15 protein-coding genes are annotated in these 17,585 nt (G+C 65.0%); 12 read left to right on the top strand and 3 right to left on the bottom strand.

Annotated elements, in window-relative coordinates; genetic code table 11:
* Nucleotides 1-10: 10 nt before the first annotated feature.
* The gene (locus HAP47_RS29015) at nucleotides 11-943 is read right to left on the bottom strand and encodes a LysR family transcriptional regulator (protein ID WP_173641654.1); all 933 of its coding nucleotides are present in this window, start codon (nucleotides 941-943) and stop codon (nucleotides 11-13) included.
* Nucleotides 944-1,063: 120 nt separating this feature from the next.
* Between HAP47_RS29015 and HAP47_RS29010 the strand changes: the two genes are divergently transcribed.
* The 6 genes from HAP47_RS29010 to HAP47_RS28985 all read left to right on the top strand — a co-directional run bounded on the left by HAP47_RS29010 (nucleotide 1,064) and on the right by HAP47_RS28985 (nucleotide 6,610).
* Nucleotides 1,064-1,882 (top strand): putative hydro-lyase, encoded by an 819-nt coding sequence (locus tag HAP47_RS29010; protein WP_173641655.1) that lies wholly within the window; start codon nucleotides 1,064-1,066, stop codon nucleotides 1,880-1,882.
* Nucleotides 1,883-1,969: 87 nt separating this feature from the next.
* Nucleotides 1,970-3,217, top strand: coding sequence for an ABC transporter substrate-binding protein (locus HAP47_RS29005; RefSeq protein WP_173641656.1), 1,248 nt, complete (start codon nucleotides 1,970-1,972; stop codon nucleotides 3,215-3,217).
* 142 nt (nucleotides 3,218-3,359) lie between these two features.
* Nucleotides 3,360-4,193, top strand: coding sequence for a branched-chain amino acid ABC transporter permease (locus HAP47_RS29000; RefSeq protein WP_231169009.1), 834 nt, complete (start codon nucleotides 3,360-3,362; stop codon nucleotides 4,191-4,193).
* Entirely contained in the window at nucleotides 4,193-5,179 is a 987-nt protein-coding gene (locus tag HAP47_RS28995; RefSeq protein WP_173641658.1) for a branched-chain amino acid ABC transporter permease, read from the top strand. The genes HAP47_RS29000 and HAP47_RS28995 overlap by 1 nt, the downstream gene beginning before the upstream one ends.
* Nucleotides 5,176-5,922, top strand: coding sequence for an ABC transporter ATP-binding protein (locus HAP47_RS28990; protein ID WP_173641659.1), 747 nt, complete (start codon nucleotides 5,176-5,178; stop codon nucleotides 5,920-5,922). The genes HAP47_RS28995 and HAP47_RS28990 overlap by 4 nt, the downstream gene beginning before the upstream one ends.
* Entirely contained in the window at nucleotides 5,906-6,610 is a 705-nt protein-coding gene (locus tag HAP47_RS28985; RefSeq protein ID WP_092125049.1) for an ABC transporter ATP-binding protein, read from the top strand. Before HAP47_RS28990 ends, HAP47_RS28985 begins: the two co-directional genes overlap by 17 nt.
* Nucleotides 6,611-6,782: 172 nt before the next feature.
* On the opposite strand, the gene HAP47_RS28980 is transcribed toward HAP47_RS28985, so the two are convergent.
* Both HAP47_RS28980 and otnC read right to left on the bottom strand, forming a co-directional pair.
* Entirely contained in the window at nucleotides 6,783-7,049 is a 267-nt protein-coding gene (locus tag HAP47_RS28980) for a hypothetical protein (protein WP_173641660.1), read from the bottom strand.
* Nucleotides 7,050-7,082: 33 nt separating this feature from the next.
* Nucleotides 7,083-7,739 carry a 3-oxo-tetronate 4-phosphate decarboxylase gene (gene otnC / locus HAP47_RS28975; RefSeq protein ID WP_173641661.1) on the bottom strand — a complete coding sequence of 219 codons (657 nt, stop codon included), beginning with the start codon at nucleotides 7,737-7,739 and terminating at the stop codon, nucleotides 7,083-7,085.
* Nucleotides 7,740-7,907: 168 nt separating this feature from the next.
* On the opposite strand from otnC, the gene ltnD reads away from it, so the two are divergent.
* From ltnD to HAP47_RS28945, 6 genes are all read left to right on the top strand, one after another.
* Nucleotides 7,908-8,819 carry an L-threonate dehydrogenase gene (gene ltnD, locus HAP47_RS28970; RefSeq protein ID WP_173641662.1) on the top strand — a complete coding sequence of 304 codons (912 nt, stop codon included), beginning with the start codon at nucleotides 7,908-7,910 and terminating at the stop codon, nucleotides 8,817-8,819.
* 12 nt (nucleotides 8,820-8,831) lie between these two features.
* A complete protein-coding gene (otnI, locus tag HAP47_RS28965; RefSeq protein ID WP_173641663.1) occupies nucleotides 8,832-9,614 on the top strand; it encodes a 2-oxo-tetronate isomerase in 783 nt (260 codons plus the stop codon).
* Entirely contained in the window at nucleotides 9,611-10,888 is a 1,278-nt protein-coding gene (gene otnK / locus HAP47_RS28960) for a 3-oxo-tetronate kinase (RefSeq protein WP_173641664.1), read from the top strand. The genes otnI and otnK overlap by 4 nt, the downstream gene beginning before the upstream one ends.
* A 170-nt stretch (nucleotides 10,889-11,058) precedes the next feature.
* Complete coding sequence (locus HAP47_RS28955; protein WP_173641665.1) at nucleotides 11,059-12,750, top strand: methyl-accepting chemotaxis protein; 1,692 nt, start codon at nucleotides 11,059-11,061, stop codon at nucleotides 12,748-12,750.
* Nucleotides 12,751-13,125: 375 nt separating this feature from the next.
* Nucleotides 13,126-16,305 (top strand): efflux RND transporter permease subunit, encoded by a 3,180-nt coding sequence (locus HAP47_RS28950; RefSeq protein ID WP_173641666.1) that lies wholly within the window; start codon nucleotides 13,126-13,128, stop codon nucleotides 16,303-16,305.
* Nucleotides 16,292-17,494, top strand: coding sequence for an efflux RND transporter periplasmic adaptor subunit (locus HAP47_RS28945; RefSeq protein ID WP_173641667.1), 1,203 nt, complete (start codon nucleotides 16,292-16,294; stop codon nucleotides 17,492-17,494). The genes HAP47_RS28950 and HAP47_RS28945 overlap by 14 nt, the downstream gene beginning before the upstream one ends.
* Nucleotides 17,495-17,585: the final 91 nt, after the last annotated feature.

Below are 17,585 nucleotides of genomic sequence, written 5' to 3'. Positions count from 1 at the left end.
GCTCTTCCCTTTACGCGACCGTTTTTTCATGACGCGCCGCTTCCATCGCGTCAACTGCCACGCTCGCCTGCGCGATCTGCCTGGCGAGATGGGCGACGCGCTCGATGGCGACCGCATCGGGGGAGGCGAGCCAGCTCGCGGTGAAGGTGAGGGGCGGCAGCTTCAGGTCGGTGTCGAGCAGTTGCAAGCGGCCGTCGGCGAGCTCGTTCTCGACGATCGCCGACGGAATCACCGCAATGCCAAGGCCCTCATTGGCCATGTGGATCACGGTCGCGAGCGAGGTCGAGGCGTGCAGCCGGATCGGCGGCAGGTCGGGGGCGTTGAACAGCGCGCGCACGGTCTCATAGGGCTGGGTCTTGCGCGGAAATGTGATGATCGGAAACCGCGCCAGATCCCGCCGCGCCACCGGGCCGGAGGCGAGGCCGAGCGACGGACTCGCCAGGAAGCCGATCGGGTAATCGCACAGCACATGATTGTGCGCGCCGGACGCCGAGACCGGTCCGAGCACGAAGGCGAGCTCGATCTCCTGCGCCAGCAGTCGCGGGGTCAGGTTCGGCGTGATGTCGACCTCGATCTCCAGCGACAGGTTCGGGTAGATCTCGTTGACGCTCTTGACCAGCCGCGGCAGCCAGGTGTGCACGATGGTCTCCGCGACACCGAGCCGCAGCGCGCCGCGCATCGCCGAACGGTCGCCGACCTCCGCCATCATCTCCGAGCGCAGGCCGATCAGCTTCTCGGCGTAGGTCATCATCAGCCGCCCGCTCGGCGTCGGTGAGGCCACCCGGTGATCGCGGTTCAACAGTTTGACGCCCATCTCGCGCTCGAGCTGGGCAATGCGCTGCGAGATCGCCGGCTGGGTGGTGTTGAGCCGCTGGGCGGCGCCGCGGAAGCTGCCGAGCTTGACGACCCAGAGGAACGTTTCGATCGAGCGGAAGTCCGTCATTGGAAGCATATCCTCGATCGATAAATCATATTTATCGATTTTGATTAGAAAGGACGATTAGACATTATATCACGCTTGGTGTTGGTTTGTCCTTGTCGAGATTATGGGCAGGAGAACCCCATGACTGTTTTTACGGCAGTGCAGCGATCTCAGGGGGAACCCGTGCTGGCGAGCGTCGAAGCGCGGCGCGCCTGCCGCAACGGCATGGCCTCGGCCACCACGGCCGGGCTCGCCAATGGTTTCGTCCAGGGCAACCTCGCGATCCTGCCGGAGAAGCTCGCCGGCGCCTTCCACCGGTTCTGCCAGCTCAATCCCAAGCCGTGCCCGATCATCGGCATGTCCGACGTCGGCGATGTCAGGATCCCCGCGCTCGGCCTCGACCTCGACATCCGCACCGACGTGCCGCGCTACCGGGTCTGGCGCGACGGCGAGGTGGCCGACGAGCCGACCGACATCACCAAATACTGGCGCGACGATCTCGTCACCTTCGTGCTCGGCTGCTCCTATTCGTTCGAGGAGGCGCTGCTGGAGGACGGACTGCCGATCCGTCACATCGAACGCAACCTGCGTGTGCCAATGTACCGGACCAACATCGCCTGCCAGCCGTCGGGGCCGTTCGCCGGACCGATGGTGGTGTCGATGCGCCCATTCAAGCCGGCGGATGCGATCCGCGCGGTGCAGATCACATCGCGTTTCCCGTCGGTGCATGGCGCACCGGTTCATCTCGGTCATCCGCATGCGATCGGCATCAAGGATATCGCCAAGCCCGACTATGGCGATCCGGTGCCGGTGGCCGATGACGAGATCCCGGTGTTCTGGGCCTGTGGCGTCACGCCGCAATCGGTGATCGCAAGTGCGAAGCTGCCGTTCGCGATCACGCATTCGCCGGGCCTGATGCTGGTGACCGATCTCAGGAACAAGCAGCTCGCTGTGCTCTGAATAGGCAATTCGTGCAATTCATTGAGGCTTTACTGCGCGCTACAAGCATCACATCGATAATAACAAGCTGACCTAAGGGGAATTTCGATGACGATCTCTCGCCGTAACGTGTTGCTGGGTGCCACTGCCGCCGCTGCGCTCGGTCCGATGGCCGCGCGCGCGCAGACAAGCGAAGTTGCAATCGGCGTGATCTATCCGCTGTCCGGCTCCAGCGCCGCGATCGGCGTCGACGCGCAGCATGCCTTCAATACCGCGGCCGAGATCATCAACAAGAATTATGATTTCGCGCTGCCGCTCGCCAAGGGCGAGGGCTTGTCCGGCCTCGGCGGCGCCAAGGTTCGCCTCGTGTTCGCCGACCACCAGGCCGATCCGCAGAAGGGCCGCGCCGAGACCGAGCGCCTGATCACGCAGGAGAAGGTCTGTGCCGTCGTCGGCACCTATCAGAGCGCGGTCGCCGTCACGGTCAGCCAGACCTGCGAGCGGTACGGCGTCCCGTTCATCTCGGCCGACAACTCCTCGCCGAGCCTGCATCGCCGCGGTTTGAAATACTATTTCCGCGCCTCGCCGCACGACGAGATGTTCTCGGCCGCGATGTTCGACTTCTTCGATGCGATGAAGAAGAAGGGCCAGAAGATCGAGACGCTGGCGCTGTTCCACGAGGACACCATCTTCGGCACCGATTCGGCGAACGCGCAGACCAAGCTCGCCGGCGAGCGCGGCTACAAGATCGTGGCCGACATCAAGTACCGAGCCAACTCGCCGTCGCTGACCGCCGAGGTGCAGCAGCTCAAGGCCGCGAATGCCGACGTCCTGATGCCGTCGAGCTACACCACCGACTCGATCCTGCTGGTCAAGACCATGGCCGAGCTCGGCTACAAGCCGAAGAACATCATGGCGCAGGATGCCGGCTTCTCGGAGAAGGCGACCTATGACGCGGTCGGCGACAAGCTCGAGGGCGTGATCTCGCGCGGCAGCTTCTCGCTCGACCTGGCCAAGAAGCGGCCTATGGTCGGTCTCATCAACGAGATGTACCGCGCCAAGTCGGGCAAGGACTTCAACGACTACACCTCGCGCCAGTTCATGGGCCTGATCGTGATGGCCGACGCCATCAACCGCGCCAAGTCGACCGACGGCGAGAAGATCCGCGAGGCGCTGGTCGCCACCGACATGCCGGGCGACGTGACCATCATGCCGTGGCGGCGCGTCAAGTTCGACGAGATGGGGCAGAACAACTTCGCCGATCCGGTGCTGCTGCAATATACCGCGAAGAACTTCGTGACGATCTTCCCGGAACAGGCCGCCGTCTCCGAGGCGATCTGGCCGATGAACAGCTGATCGGTCGGGCGCTTTCTCTCCGTCGTCCCGGGCAAGCGAAGCGCAACCCGGGACCCATTAGCACAGGCAGGCGTTTTGCGATGATTGGGGCGCAGCGGTGACAGCCGAGACCATTATCCAGAGTTTGGCGAGCGGCCTCCTGATGGGGCTGCTCTACGGACTGATCGCCGCCGGCCTCGCATTGATCTTCGGATTGATGGACGTCGTGAATTTCGCGCACGGCGAGTTCCTGATGATCGCGATGTACGCGACCTTCTTCCTGTTCGCGTTCTTCGCGATCGACCCCTTGCTTGCGGCGCCGTTGGTCGCCGCGGCATTGTTCGTGTTCGGCGCGGTGGTCTACCTCTTGGTGGTCCGCTTCGCGATGCGCGCCAAGGCCAATGCCGGCATGGTGCAGATCTTCTCCACCTTCGGCCTTGCGATCGTGATGCGGGGCCTCGCCCAGTTCTTCTTCACGCCCGACTACCGCAGCGTCACCAACTCCTGGGTCGGCGGCAAGACGATCTCGATCGCCGGCATCTATCTGCCGGAGCCGCAGCTGATCGGCGCGATGCTGTCGATCGCGGCCTTCGTCGCGCTCTACTTCTTCATCAATCGCACCGATTTCGGCCGCGCGCTCGAGGCGACGCGCGAGGACGCCGGCGCGGTCGCACTGGTCGGCATCGACAAGAACCGGGTGTTCGCGCTCGGCTGGGGCCTTGGTGCCGCGCTGGTCGGACTTGCCGGCGCTATCATGGCGATCTTCTTCTACGTCTATCCCGACGTCGGCGCGTCGTTTGCGCTGATCGCCTACGTCACCGTGGCGCTCGGCGGCTTCGGCAGCGTGTTCGGCGCCTTTGCCGGCGGCATCATCGTCGGCCTGGTCGAGGCGACCACCGCGCTGATCCTGCCGCCGTCGCTGAAATCGGTCGGCATCTACGCCGTCTATCTCCTGGTCGTCTTCATCCGCCCGCGTGGCCTGTTCGGATCGATGTGATGGACACCCACTTCGCCCAACGCCGCAGGCGTGACCTGATCGTGGCGGCCTGCCTTGCGGTGATCGCCGCGCTGGTGCCGCTGTTCGTCAAGGACGTCTACGTCCAGAACATCATGGTCCTGACCCTGATGTATGCCGCGCTGTCGCAGAGCTGGAACATCCTGTCCGGCTATTGCGGACAGATCTCGCTCGGCCATGCGCTGTATTTCGGGCTCGGCGCCTACACCACCGCGCTGCTGTTCACCAAGTTCGGCGTGCTGCCGTGGTTCGGCATGCTGGCGGGCGGGGCGATCTCCGCCGTGATCGCGATGGCGCTCGGCTATCCCTGCTTCCGCCTGCGCGGGCATTATTTCGTGATCGCCACCATCGTGATCGCCGAGATCGCGCTGCTCCTGATCCAGAACTGGGATTGGGCGGGCGCAGCCCTCGGCATCGATATCCCGGTACGCGGCGACAGCTGGCTGAAGTTCCAGTTCACCCGCTCCAAGCTGCCGTACTTTTATTTCGCGCTGGCGCTGGCCTGCGTCGCCTGGCTCGTCACCTGGTGGCTTGAGGATTCCAAATGGGGCTATTGGTGGCGCGCGGTGAAGGACAATCCGGATGCTGCCGAAAGCCTCGGCGTCGTCGTGTTCAATTCCAAGATGGGCGCGGCGGCGGTCTCGGCCTTCCTCGTTGCCGTCGGCGGCAGCTTCTACGCCCAGTTCGTCTCCTACATCGACCCCGAGAGCGTGATGGGCTTCCAGTTCTCGCTGTTGATGGCGCTGCCCGCGGTGCTAGGGGGCATCGGCACGTTGTGGGGGCCGGTGCTCGGTGCCGTGATCCTGATCCCGCTGACCGAGCTGACGCGGTCCTTTGTCGGCGGCTCCGGCCGCGGCGTCGACCTGATCGTCTATGGCGCGCTGATCGTCGCGATCTCGCTGGCACTGCCGAAGGGGCTCGTCAGCGTATTCAGCATACTCTCCGGGCGCAAGGAGGCCACGCGATGACGGCACTCCTGGAGACCCCACTCCTGGAAACCCGTGGCGTCTGGCAGCGCTTCGGCGGCCTCGTCGCCAACAGCGACGTCTCGATCTCGGTCGGGCGCGGCGAGATCGTCGGCCTGATCGGCCCGAACGGCGCTGGCAAATCGACGCTGTTCAATTTGATCGCGGGCGTGCTGCCGCCCACGCAAGGCTCGATCATGTTCGACGGCGAGGACGTGACAAAGCTGCCGGCGGCGGAGCGCTGCCAGCGCGGCGTCGGGCGCACCTTCCAGGTGGTCAAGAGCTTCGAGACCATGACGGTGATCGACAACGTCATCGTCGGCGCGCTGATCCGCAACACGAAGATGCGTGTCGCGCGGCAGAAGGCCTATGAGGTCCTGGAGTTCTGCGGACTTGCCGCGCGCGCCGACAAGCTTGCCGCCGATCTCGTCCCGTCCGAGAAGCGCCGGCTCGAAGTCGCCCGTGCGCTGGCCACCGAACCGAAGCTGTTGCTGCTCGACGAAGTCCTCACCGGGCTGACGCCGGTCGAGGCGCAGACTGGCGTCGAGCTGGTGCGCAAGGTGCGGGCGACCGGCGTCACCGTGCTGATGGTCGAGCACGTGATGGAGATCGTGATGCCGCTGGTCGACCGCGCTATCGTGCTCAATCTTGGTAAGGTGCTGGTCGAGGGCGAGCCGACCGAGGTCGTCCGCAATCCAGAAGTCATTTCTGCCTATCTCGGGGATCGTCATGCTGTCGGTGCGTGAAGTCACCACCGCCTATCAGGGCCTGGTTGCGATCTCCTCGGTGTCGATCGACGTCACCAAGGGCGAGATCGTCTGCGTCGCCGGCGCCAACGGCGCGGGCAAGTCGACGCTGCTGAAATCGATCGCGGGTGCCGAGCGGCCGCGCGCAGGCACCGTCACCTTCGACGGCAAGCGGATCGACGGCCAGCCGCAGCACGTCATCACGGCGGGCGGTATTGCTTTCGTGCCGGAGAACCGCCGGCTGTTCCCACGGCTCTCGGTGCGCGACAATCTGCGGCTCGGCAGCTATCTCTATCGCAGCCAATCCGACCGCGACGCGCCGCTCGATCTGGTGTTCAATCTGTTCCCGCGGCTCGGCGAGCGGTTGGAGCAGCGCGCGGAGACCTTGTCCGGCGGCGAGCAGCAGATGCTCGCGATCGGCCGCGCGCTGATGACGCGGCCGCGGCTTCTGATGCTCGACGAGCCGTCGCAGGGCATCATGCCGAAGCTGGTCGACGAGATCTTCCAGGCCGTGAAGCGCATCCGCGACGCCGGCATGACGGTCCTGATCGTCGAGCAGCGCATGGCCGAGTGCCTCGAGATCGCCGACCGCGCCTACATCCTGCAGACCGGTCGCGTGCTGATGCAGGGCACCGCCGCCGAAATCACCGGCAATCCCGACGTGCGCAAGGCGTATCTGGGGCTGTAGCGGCAAGATGTCTCCACGCACGCATCCGCACGTCCGGATAACGTCGGCGCGTGCGGCGAGCGCATCCGGCTTATAGCCCGGATGAGAGAAGCGATGACCGGGAACCGGCAAGTCCCGCATATCGCTTCGCTCATGCGGGCTACAATCGAGTCAGCCCGTGCAGTCCTGCCGCCTACTTGATGACCTCGACCTTTGCAGCAAGGTCCGGTACGCGGGTGACGCGGTAAGTCGCGTTGCTGCATGTCAGCGTCCAGGCCTCGTTGTCGGGCTTCGAGAGCTTGTCGTCCCGTTCGGCCTTGAGCGGCTTGTCGCAGGCGTAGCCCTGCGCGCGCAGCTGCACCGCCAGCAGGTCGGGCAAGGTCTGGTCGGCCTGTGCAGTCGATCCCGCCAAGCCGCTGACGAGTAGTGCAGTGAATGCCAATCCGGTGAACTTCATCATGACCGTCCTCCGCATATCTCACCTTTGCTCCATCTAGTGAGGGTGATCCGGCAGCACGAGCCCGAACGTCCTGGTCAAATCCGCCACCTGTTCGGGTGAGAGATAGCGCGGATTCAGCCCGCGCAGCAGCAGATAGAGTTTGGCGGTTTCCTCCAGCTCCTCGGTTGCGAACACCGCCGCTTCCAGCGTGTTGCCGGAGACCACCGGTCCGTGATTGGCGAGCAGCACCGATGAATATTTCCCGGCCAGCCCCCGGATCGCATCGGTCACCGCGGGGTCGCCGGGGCGATAATAGGGGACCAGCGCGGTCTGGCCGCATTTCATGACGTAGTAGGCCGTCATCGGCGGCAGCACGGCCCGCGGGTCGATCCCGGGCAGCATCGAGAGCGCGACCGAATGGGTCGAGTGCAGATGCACCACAGCGCCGGCGTTGGTCCGCGTCTGGTAGAGCGCGGTGTGCAGCGGCACTTCCTTGGTCGGGGCATCGCCGGAGATCAGGCGGCCGTCGGCGTCGAGCCGCGACATTTTCGCCGGATCGAGGAAACCGAGCGAGGCGTTGGTCGGCGTCACCAGCCAGCCGCCGTCGTCGAGCCGGACGCTGATATTGCCCGAGGAGCCCGGCGTCAGCCCACGCTCGAACAGTGAGCGGCCGAAGCGGCAGATATCCTCACGAAGCCTTGTTTCGCTCATCCGCTCTTGCCCACCCGGTTCGTCCGTCTGTTTGGCGCTATCCGTTTTCCGCTTTGTCTCATGCTTTGGCAGCACGGCCAAGCCGTGATAGGCAAGCAGCAACGCGCGTGATCCGGAAGAGTGGAAACCGTTTCATGTGCAATCAAGTAAGAATTTGAGGATCGCCGCATGTCCAGTTCCGCAACACCGCAGGTCGCCGTCATCGGACTGGGCTCGATGGGTTACGGCATGGCGACCTCGCTCAAGCGCGCCGGCCTTGTGGTGACCGGCTGCGACGTCTCGGCCGATGCCGTCGCGCGCTTCGTGGCCGACGGCGGCAAGGGTGCCGCCTCGCCGGCCGAAGCGGCCAGGGATGCCGACATCGTCGTCAGCGTCGTCGTCAATGCGGCGCAGACCGAAGCCATCCTGTTCGGCAAGGACGGCGCAGCCGAGACCCTGGCGAAGGGCGCGGTCTTCATCTCCTCGGCGACCATGGACCCCGATATCGCGCGGCGCCTTGCGAAACAGCTCGAGGCGACCGGCCGGCATTATCTCGATGCTCCGATCTCCGGCGGCGCGCAGCGCGCGGCGCAGGGTGAATTGACGATCCTCGCCTCGGGCACCCCGGCGGCGTTCGCGAAGGCGCGGCCGGCGCTGGATGCGATGGCGGCAAAGCTCTACGAGCTCGGCGACGCCGCAGGGCAGGGCGCCGCGTTCAAGATGATCAATCAGCTACTGGCCGGCGTGCATATCGCGGCCGCCTCGGAGGCGATCGCCTTTGCCGCCAAGCAGGGCCTCGACATCAGGAAGGTCTATGAGGTGATCACGGCCTCCGCCGGCAATTCCTGGATGTTCGAGAACCGCATCCCGCATGTGCTCGACGGCGACTACGCGCCGCGCAGCGCGGTCGAGATTTTCGTCAAGGACCTCGGCATCATCCAGGACATGGCGCGCAATGCGCGCTTCCCGGTGCCGGTCTCGGCCGCGGCGCTGCAGATGTTCCTGATGACATCGGCCGCCGGCATGGGCCGCGACGACGATGCGTCGGTGGCGCGGATGTATGCGCAGGTCACCGGCACCAAGCTTCCCGGAGCGAAATAAGAGGATATTGCAATGCCCCGCTTTGCCGCCAACCTCACCATGATGTTCAACGAGGTCCCGTTCCTCGACCGCTTCGAGGCGGCGGCGAAAGCGGGCTTCACCGCGGTCGAGTTCCTGTTTCCGTACGACCATCCGGCCGAGGAGGTCGGCAAGCGGCTGAAGGCTGCCGGGCTGACACAGGCGCTGTTCAACCTGCCGCCGGGCGACTGGAACGCCGGCGAGAAGGGCTTTGCCGCGCTGCCGGATCGCTTCGCCGATTTGCAGCAGAGCCTGAAGACCGCGCTGCCTTATGCGCAAGCGACCGGCGTCAAGCGCGTGCATCTGATGGCCGGGATCGCCGATCGCAGTGATCGACGCGCAGTGGAAGCCTTCTACAAATCCGTCGCGAACGCCGCGGAGTTCTTCGCGCCGCACGACCTCGACGTCGTGATCGAGCCGATCAATCCGCGCAACGTGCCCGGCTACTTCCTCAATGATTTCAACTTCGCGTACGACCTGATCAGCGAGCTGAAGATCCCGAACCTGAAATTGCAGTTCGACATCTATCACTGCCAGATCATCCATGGCGACGTCACGATGCGGCTGCGCGAGATGATGCCGATCATTGGCCACATCCAGATCGCCTCGATCCCCTCGCGCAACGAGCCCGACGGCGAGGAGCTGAATTATCCGTTCCTGTTCGATGAGCTCGACCGGCTCGGTTACGGCGGCTTTGTCGGCTGCGAATATAATCCGCGCGGCAAGACCACCGACGGTCTCGCCTGGTTCAAGCCCTATGCCGGAGTGAAGCCGTGACACTCGCACTCGGTTGCATCGCCGACGACTATACCGGAGCCTCCGACCTCGCCAACACGCTGACCCGTGCCGGCCTGCGCACGGTGCAGACCATCGGCGTGCCCGCCGACGATCTCGCGCTGCCGGAGGTCGATGCCGTCGTGGTGTCGCTGAAGAGCCGTTCGATCGAGGCCGGCCTTGCGGTGACGCGTTCGCGCGCCGCGGAGACCTGGCTGCGCGACCGCGGCGCTCAGCATATCCTGTTCAAGATCTGCTCGACCTTCGATTCCACCGATGCCGGCAATATCGGCCCGGTGATGGACGCGCTGCGTGCCGATTCCGGGGACAGCATCGTGCTGGTAACGCCGGCCTTCCCGGAAACCGGCCGCACCGTCTACCAGGGCAATCTGTTCGTCGGCTCGGTGCCGCTGAACGAGAGCCCGTTGAAGGACCATCCGCTCAACCCGATGCATGATTCCAATCTGGTCCGCGTGCTGGCGCGCCAGAGCACCACCAAGGTCGGCCTGGTCGATCTGGCGACGCTGAGCCGCGGCACCGAGGCCGTTCGGGCAAAGCTCGCCGAGCTTGCGCGCAGCGGCATCGGTGCTGCGATCGTCGACGCGGTGTTCGACCGCGACCTCGAAACCATCGGGCAGGTCGCGCTGGATCACGGTCTCTCGGTCGGCGCCTCCGGCATCGGGCTTGGACTGGCGCGGACGCTGGTCGCCGCAGGCAAGGCCAAATCGGCTGCCGTGAATGCCGTGACCAGCGCTGCGATCGGCGGGCCGGCCGCCTGCCTCGCCGGCAGTTGCTCGCAGGCGACCCTGCGCCAGATCGCCTGCGCCGAGAAGGTGATGCCGGTCCTGCACCTCGACCCCGAGCAGGCGATCGCCGGCAGGGACGCGGCGCAGCGCGCGCTCGCCTGGGCCAAACAGCGGCTCGGCACGGGGCCGATCCTGATCGCCAGCAGCTCTACCCCGGAGGAGGTGGCTGCTCTGCAATCCCGTCATGGCCGTGATGCAGCCGGACATGCGATCGAGCAGGCGATGGCCGACCTCGCGGAGGGGCTGGTGCGGTCGGGTGTGCACAGGCTGGTGGTCGCCGGTGGTGAAACTTCAGGCGCCGTGGTCGATCGCCTGGGTATCCCGGGATTCCTGGTCGGGGCGGAAATCGCTGCGGGCGTGCCGGTTCTGCGCGCGGTCGGCGCTGGAAAGGGCGAGATGGTGCTTGCCCTGAAATCAGGCAATTTCGGCGGGCCGGAGTTCTTCTCGGACGCGCTGGCATTGATGCCTTGATGCGCCTCTCGCGCACCATGTCAGTCTGATGACTGATATCTCCGTAGTTCAACGGTGAACCAAATTAACCCTACTTAAGGAGGGGGGCTGGCTTTGATGTCTACGGCGTTCCGCCGCGCCCCCAGCCATTCGATCGGGCCTCGCGAGCCCGATATCCAAGAGACCTCAAGATGTTCGCCAAATTCTCGATCCGCGCCAAGATCATTGCCGTGGTGTCCTTCCTGCTTGTCGCAATGGCGGGCATGGGCCTGCTGTCGGTCACGAGCATGCGGTCGATCAATGCCAACACGGTGGATATCACGAAGAACTGGCTGCCGAGCGTGCGTGCGCTTGGGGATCTGCGCGCCGGCGTCATCACCTACCGCAACGTGATCCGCGAGCACATGCTGGTCGAGACGCTGGAGGAGAAGCTCGCGCAGGAGAAGACCCTGGCGTCGGTGGTCGAAGCCAACACCAAGGTCCGCGCGATCTACGAGCCGATGATCACCTCGCCGGAAGAGCGGACGCTCTACAATCAATGGGTCGACACCTGGACCCGCTACAAGAAGGGCACCGAGGAGGTGATGGCGCTGTCGCGCAAGGAGGTCGGCAAGGTCCCGCACGAAGCGCATGAGCTGAACGCCAAGACCGTGAACAAGATCGGCCTCGAGGCGGACGAGATCCTGCGCAAGGATATCGACCTCAACAACGCCGGTGCCGACAAGGCGGCGCAGGACGCTGCGAACAGCTACGCATCAGCATTCATGCTGCTTGCGATCATGCTCGGCGCCGTCATCATCGTGGGCGCCGGTATTGGCTTCCTGATGATCCGCGACGTGACTTCCGGCATCGCCTCGATCGTGAGCCCGATGCAGGCGCTCGGCCGCGGTGACCTCACCGCAATCGTGCCGCACCAGGGCGAGAAGACCGAGATCGGCGCGATGGCCGACACGCTGCAGGTGTTCAAGGAAGCCCTGGTCGCCAAGAAGGCCGCCGATGAGGCCGCGGCCGCCGATGCTGAGGCCAAGATCGAGCGCGGCCGCCGGGTCGATACCATCACCCGCAATTTCGAACAGATGATCGGTGAGATCGTGCAGACCGTGTCGTCGGCCTCGACTCAGCTCGAAGCCTCGGCCAGCACGCTGTCATCGACCGCACGGCGGTCGCAGGAACTGACCACCTCGGTTGCCGCAGCGTCCGAGGAGGCATCGACCAACGTGCAGTCGGTGGCGTCGGCGACCGAAGAGCTGTCGTCGTCGGTGACCGAGATCAGCCGCCAGGTCCAGGAGTCGGCGCGGATGGCGGGCGACGCCGTCGGCCAGGCGCGCACCACCAACGATCGCGTCAGCGAGTTGTCGAAGGCCGCCGCGCGCATCGGCGACGTCGTCGAACTGATCAACACGATTGCCGGCCAGACCAATCTGCTGGCGCTGAACGCCACCATCGAGGCGGCGCGCGCCGGTGAAGCCGGCCGCGGCTTCGCGGTCGTGGCGTCCGAGGTGAAGGCGCTGGCGGAGCAGACCGCGAAGGCGACCGGCGAGATCGGCCAGCAGATCGCCGGCATCCAGACCGCGACCCAGGAATCGGTCGGCGCGATCAAGGAAATCTCGTCAACCATCGAGCGGCTGTCGGAGATCTCCTCCACCATCGCCGCTGCAGTCGAAGAGCAGGGCGCGGCGACGCAGGAGATTTCCCGCAACGTGCAGCAGGCGGCGCAGGGTACCCAGCAGGTCTCGGCCAACATCACCGACGTGCAGCACGGCGCCAACGAAACCGGCTCGGCTTCGACCCAGGTGCTGTCGGCGGCGCAGTCGCTCTCGGGTGACAGCAACCGCCTCAAGCTCGAGGTCGGCAAATTCCTCGACGCCGTCCGCGCGGCCTGATCCGGCGGCGCCCGGACGGCCTGCATCGGGCAGCGAAACACAAACGTGGTGGGCCGACCGGCTCACCACGTTTTGCATTTTTGCAGAGCAGCGTTGCGTTAGCCTTCCATCGGCGGAAATGGCGTCCTCGGCCGGCTCGGTTTCGGAGTTGGGCTGTCTCTTTTTGATGAAGACGCGACGTTGATCGGCCACGCTGCGCCCGGCGCGGCCGGCCTGAGCACGCAGCCTCACGAACTATGCCAAGGAAGTGAAGTCTGCCGTGGCTCCGCAGGTTGGCGTTTTGCCCGGCATCGGGTAAATCCGCCGCTACCGGAACGGCTTTTGCAATGTCGATTCCTCTGCCTGGGCGGGCTTTATTTCGGGAATGCTGCTTTTATGATCGCACTGGTCCGTATCGCGCTGAGCCGGCCATATACTTTCGTCGTGCTCGCGATCCTGCTCTTGATTATCGGACCGCTGGCCGCACTGCGCACGCCGACCGACATCTTTCCCGACATCCGTATCCCCGTGATCGGCGTGGTCTGGCAGTACACCGGCCTGCCGCCCGACCAGATGGCCGGCCGCATCACTTCGCCGTTCCAGCGCGCGCTGACCACGACGGTCAACGACATCGAGCACATCACGGCCAACTCGTATAACGGGTTCGGCATCATCAAGATATTCTTCCAGCCCAATGTCGACATCCGCACCGCCAACGCGCAGGTCACCGCGATCTCGCAGACCCTGCTCAAGCAGATGCCGCCGGGCGCGACGCCGCCGCTGATCCTGAACTACAGCGCCTCGACAGTTCCGATCATCCAGGTCGCATTGTCGGGCGACGGCCTGACCGAGCAGAACCTCGCCGACATCGGCATCAATCAGCTGCGCACGCCGCTGGTCACGGTGCCTGGCGCTGCGATCCCGTATCCGTTCGGCGGCAAGCAGCGCCAGGTCCAGATCGATCTCAATTCGACCGCGCTGCAGGCGCGTGGCCTGTCCGGCCAGGACGTCGCCAACACGCTCGCGGCACAAAACCTGATCACGCCGGTCGGCACGCAGAAGATCGGCAATTTCGAATACACCGTAAACCTGAACAACTCGCCGCTCCGGATGGAGGAACTCGGCGACCTGCCGATCAAGCAGGTCAACGGCGCAATGGTCTATGTGCGTGACGTCGCCACCGTCCGCGACGGCAATCCACCGCAGACCAACATCGTCCATGTCGACGGCAACCGCTCGGTGCTGATGATGGTGCTGAAAGCCGGCGCCACCTCGACGCTCGATATCATCTCCGGCATCAAGCAGAAGGTGATCGACGTCAAGGACCAGATGCCGGACGCGCTGAAGATCGGCTTCATCGGCGACCAGTCGGTGTTCGTCCGCGGTGCGATCACCGGCGTCGCCTTCGAGGGCGTGATCGCCGCGCTGCTAACCAGTGTGATGATCCTGCTGTTTCTCGGCAGCTGGCGCTCGACCGTCATCATCGCGGTGTCGATCCCGCTGTCGGTGCTCGGGGCCATCATCATGCTGTCCCTGATCGGCGAGACGCTGAACATCATGACGCTCGGCGGCCTTGCGCTCGCGGTCGGCATCCTGGTCGACGACGCCACGGTGACGATCGAGAACATCAACTACCATCTCGAGCAGGGCAAACCGGTCGAGCAATCGATCCTGGACGGCGCCAACCAGATCGTGACGCCGGCCTTCGTCTCGCTGCTCTGTATCTGCATCGTGTTCGTGCCGATGTTCTTCCTGACCGGCGTCGCGCGCTTCCTGTTCGTGCCGATGGCCGAAGCGGTCATGTTCGCGATGATCTGGTCGTTCATCCTGTCGCGTACTTTGGTGCCGACCATGGCGAACTATTTGCTGCAGGCGCATGTCCATCACGAGGGCGCGCCGCCGAAGTCGCGCAATCCGCTGGTCTGGTTCCAGCGCGGCTTCGAGGCGCGGTTCGAGCGCATCCGCGGCGGCTATCGCGGCCTGCTCGAGATGGCGCTCGGCCACCGCAAGGTGTTCGTCGGCGGGTTCCTCGCAGTAGTTGCCGCGTCGTTCGTGCTGGTGCCGTTTCTGGGACGCAACTTCTTCCCGTCGGTCGATGCCGGCAACATCCTGATGCATGTCCGCACCCAGGTCGGTACCCGTGTCGAGGAGACCGCCAACCAACTCGCCGACATCCAGAAGGCCATCCGCAAGCTGGTCCCCGGCGAGATCGAGACCATGACCGACAACATCGGCATGCCGATCTCCGGCATCAACATGACCTACAACAACACCGGCGTGATCGGTCCGCAGGACGGCGACATCCAGATCCGCCTCAAGGAAGGCCACAAGCCGACCGAGCAGCATGTCCGCACGCTGCGTGAGCAGTTGCCGCGGCTGTTTCCGGGCACCAGCTTCGCGTTCCTGCCGGCCGACATCGTCAGCCAGATCCTGAACTTCGGCGCGCCGGCGCCGATCGATTTGCAGATCCGTGGCGCCAACCTCGATGCCAATTTCGCCTACGCCAACAAGCTATTGGCGAAGATCAAGCGCATCCCCGGCATTGCCGACGCGCGGATCCAGCAGTCGCCGAACAATCCGACCTTCAACATCGATGTCGATCGCACCCGCGCGCAATTTGTCGGCCTGACCGAGCGCGACGTCACCAACTCGCTCGTCGTCAACCTTGCCGGCTCCTCGCAGGTCGCGCCGACCTACTATCTCAATCCCGACAACGGCGTGTCCTACTCGATCGTGATGCAGACGCCGCAATATCAGATCGACTCGCTGAGCGCGCTGCAGACGCTGCCGATCACCGCGACCGGGAACACCCAAGCGCCGATCCTCGGCGGCATCGCAGACATCAAGCGCGCGACCTCGAGCGCGGTGGTGTCGCAATACGACATCCAGTCGCTGGTGCAGATCTACGCCACGACGCAAGGCCGCGATCTCGGCGGCGTCGCGACCGACGTGCGCCAGCTCATTGCCGACACCGCAAAGGAAGTGCCGAAGGGCTCTTCGGTGGTGCTGCTCGGCCAGGTGCAGACGATGAACTCGGCCTTCACCGGCCTGCTGTTCGGCCTGCTCGGCGCGGTCGTGCTGATCTACTTCCTGATCGTGGTGAACTTCCAGTCCTGGTCGGACCCGTTCGTGATCATCACGGCGCTGCCCGCAGCGCTCGCCGGCATCGTCTGGATGCTGTTCACGACCCAGACCACGCTGTCGGTTCCGGCGCTCACCGGCGCCATCATGTGCATGGGCGTTGCGACCGCCAACAGCGTGCTCGTGATCAGCTTTGCCCGCGAGCGCTATGAGGAACTTGGCGATCCCGTCGCGGCCGCGCTGGAGGCCGGATTTGTCCGCTTCCGCCCGGTGCTGATGACCGCGCTCGCCATGATCATCGGCATGGCGCCGATGGCGCTGGGGCTCGGCGAGGGCGGCGAGCAGAACGCTCCGCTGGGCCGCGCCGTGATCGGCGGCCTGATCTTTGCAACCTTCGCGACGCTGATGTTTGTTCCCGTGGTATTCAGTATGGTACACAAGAAACAAGGCGGCAAAGCCGCCGCCTCATCGGAGATTCCGCATGCAGCCCACTGAACAGCGCCCACCGGTGTCCAGCCGGAGATTGGGCATATTCGGCGTGGTTGCACTGGTCGGCGCGGGGCTGATCGTCGGCACCGGCATCCGCGCCCGCGAGGAGCAGGGCACAAGGCTGAAGGAATGGACCGACGACCAGGCCATTCCGACGGTCGCCGTGGCGCTGCCGAATGCCAAGGCGCTGAGCCCCACGATCGACCTGCCGGGCCGGCTCGAGGCCTATTCCCGTGCGCCGATCTTCGCCCGGGTGTCCGGCTATCTCAAGAACTGGGACGCCGACATCGGTGCCCGCGTCAAGGCCGGCGAGGTGATTGCCGAGATCGAGGCGCCCGACCTTGACCAGCAATTGCTGCAGGCGCGCGCCGATCTCGCCAGCGCCCAGGCCTCAGCCAAGCTCTCCGAGGCGACGCTGACCCGGCGCAAGACGCTGGTCGCCTCGAACTTCGTCTCCGCCCAGGAGATCGACGAGCGCACCGCCGACCTCTCCAACAAGAACGGTGCGGTCAGGTCGGGCCAGGCCAATGTCGAGCGGCTGGAAGCGCTCGCCGGTTACAAGAAGATCACGGCGCCGTTCGACGGCGTGGTGACCTCGCGCGACACCGACGTCGGCGCGCTGATCAATGCCGGCGGCAACTCGGGTCCCGCGATGTTCACGATCTCGGACATCACCAAGCTGCGCGTCTACGTCAACGTGCCGCAGAACTACGTTCCGGCGATCAAGATCGGCGCCAAGGCCTCCTTGGTGATGCCGGATTACCCGAACCGCACGTTCCAGGCGACGGTGGAAGCCTCCTCGCAGGCGGTCGATGTCGCCTCCGGCACCACGCGGATGCAACTCGGGCTCGACAACTCCTCCGGCGAGCTGATGCCGGGCAGCTATGCCAGCGTGAAGCTCAATTTGCAGCGCGAGGCCGCGCCGCTCAGCATTCCCGCCAGCGCGCTGATCTTCAACAGCAACGGCCTGCGGGTCGCAACCGTCAGCCCCGATGACAAGGTGTTGTTCAAGACCGTGAAGATCGGCCGCGACCTCGGCAAGGAGATCGAGATCGCCTCGGGCCTCGCCCCCGACGACCGCATCATCACCGCCCCGCCGGACGGCCTCGCCGACGGCGATCAAGTCCGCGTCACCGGTGCGGGTGCCAAGAGCAAGCCGACAACGGCCTCCGAAAAGCAGGATGTGAAGGGGTAGGCCGTAGCCCCGCTCATCACGCCATGCCCGGGCTTGTCCCGGGCATCCACGACTTCCTCTTGTTGCGCAAAGACGTGGATGGCCGGGTCAA

Source organism: Bradyrhizobium sp. 41S5, assembly GCF_011516665.3.
Lineage (GTDB): Bacteria > Pseudomonadota > Alphaproteobacteria > Rhizobiales > Xanthobacteraceae > Bradyrhizobium > Bradyrhizobium quebecense.
This window is presented reverse-complemented; position numbering and strand designations above follow the sequence as displayed.